Here is a 1,684-nt window from a genome sequence, read left to right as displayed (position 1 = left end):
CCGAGCGCGTGGTGAAGAAGAAGATCGAGCCGCAGCCGCGCTCCGGCCGGCAGGAGCTGCTCGAAAACATCGTCAACCGCTACGTCTGAGGCGCTGCAGCGCGGCCGTCTGGACCTATCTCCGCCGGGAGTGGCCGAAAGCCGCTTTCGGCGACTTCTGCTACCTCGAATGCGCTTTGTAAGCACAAAGCACATTGTGGAGACGCAAGATGGCAGCGCGCGAGATCGTCATTCGCAAGGCCGAGGCCAGCGACATTGCGGCGCTGAAGCGTGTGCTTGAAGAGACGTTTGAGGGCACTTGGTTACCGCACATAAGCGCGGCGTCGGCGCAGCGTTACGTTGAGACGGATATTGGCGGACGCTATGTCGACGAGCATTGGCTGGAGTTCGCCGTCGCCGAGATCGACGGCGATGTGGCCGGGCTCATCCATTGGCGCGGCGACTTCATCGAGGCCGTGCATGTGAGCGCGAGCCGCCAAGGCCAGGGCGTGGGACGCGCCTTGCTTTCTCATGCCGAGCAGGCAATTGCGGCTGCCGGCTTCGAGCAGGCGCGGCTGGAAACGGACACGTTCAATGTTCCGGCGCAGCGCGTCTATCGCTCTACCGGTTATGCGGAAAAAGACCGCTATCCCGACGATGAATGGGACAGCGGCTTCACCACGGTGCTGTTCGTCAAGCCGCTCGGCGGCGGGGCGAACTGATCCCGATGCCCGCCGGGAACGCACTTGCCACGAATTGCGTCCGACGGACAAAACTTTGCCCCGCGCCGCCCCTCAATGACCTCGCTCTCGCCTTCAAACTGCCGTCACGTATCTCGTATATGGATGACCTGTGGCGGGTGAAGAAGAAGGAGGCGAAACGATATGCAGCATGAACGCGAAATCGACGCCCTGCTTTCGTCCGGCGAGACCGGATCGATCATCGACCGGCTGATGGCGCTACCGCATTCGAAGGACGGCGCCCGCAAGACAAATGAATGGGACCGCGCGGTTGCCGCGCGTCTCGAAACGGCTCTGGCCAAGAGCATGCGCTCTCGTATCGTCAGCGAAGGCCGCGACGCCGCCTGATCCTTCAGCAGTTTGACGAACGGAGACTGTTTCTCCATCCTTCTGCGATGATACGCGCGGTACTCCTGGACCTCATGGGTGTCGTCTATGATGGCGACACTCCGATAGCGGGAGCCGCCGCGGCCATGGCGCGGCTACGAGACGCAGCTCTGCCCCTGCGTTTTGTCAGCAACACGACACGTTCGCCGCACAAGACAATCCTCGTTCAACTTGCTGGCATGGGCATAGAAGTTGCTCACGACGAGTTGCTGACGCCGTCACGCGCCGCTGTCGAGTGGCTGCGAAAGCACGACCGTCAACCTCACCTGCTCGTTCATCCCAACCTCGCGCCCGAGTTTGCCGGGTTGGAAGGCCGGAGTGGGCGCGCTGTCGTCGTCGGGGATGCCGGTGAAGCCTTCGACCATGCCAGTCTCAACCGGGCCTTCCGCGAATTGGTTGCCGGCGCCGATTTTGTGGCCCTTGCCACCAACCGCGCCTTCAGGGATGCCGACGGACTGCTCAGCCTGGACACGGGCGCCTTCGTCGCGGCACTGGAGTTCGCCAGTGGCCGAAGCCCGGTCGTTCTCGGCAAGCCGTCGCCCGATTTCTTCCGGTCGGCTCTCGCTGATTTGAACTGCC

General features: G+C 62.8%; 3 protein-coding genes and 1 pseudogene. All 4 read left to right on the top strand.

The annotated features are described in order from the left end of the window. Positions 1-89 (top strand): annotated as a pseudogene (locus tag Q0L57_RS14535) (xylose isomerase); the annotation flags it as partial. Positions 90-208: 119 nt separating this feature from the next. Further along, the gene (locus Q0L57_RS14530) at positions 209-700 is read left to right on the top strand and encodes a GNAT family N-acetyltransferase (protein ID WP_296743701.1); all 492 of its coding nucleotides are present in this window, start codon (positions 209-211) and stop codon (positions 698-700) included. A gap of 162 nt (positions 701-862) precedes the next feature. Beyond that, entirely contained in the window at positions 863-1,066 is a 204-nt protein-coding gene (locus Q0L57_RS14525) for a hypothetical protein (protein ID WP_296743699.1), read from the top strand. Next, a partial coding sequence (locus Q0L57_RS34260) for an HAD family hydrolase (protein ID WP_366940914.1) occupies positions 976-1,684 on the top strand: 709 nt, incomplete at its 3' end. The genes Q0L57_RS14525 and Q0L57_RS34260, both read left to right, overlap by 91 nt.

It is taken from the genome of Mesorhizobium sp. (assembly GCF_024509055.1).
Taxonomy (GTDB): Bacteria; Pseudomonadota; Alphaproteobacteria; order Rhizobiales; family Rhizobiaceae; genus Mesorhizobium.
The sequence above is the reverse complement of the archived record's forward strand: the minus strand, read 5'-3'. Positions and strand labels throughout refer to the sequence as shown.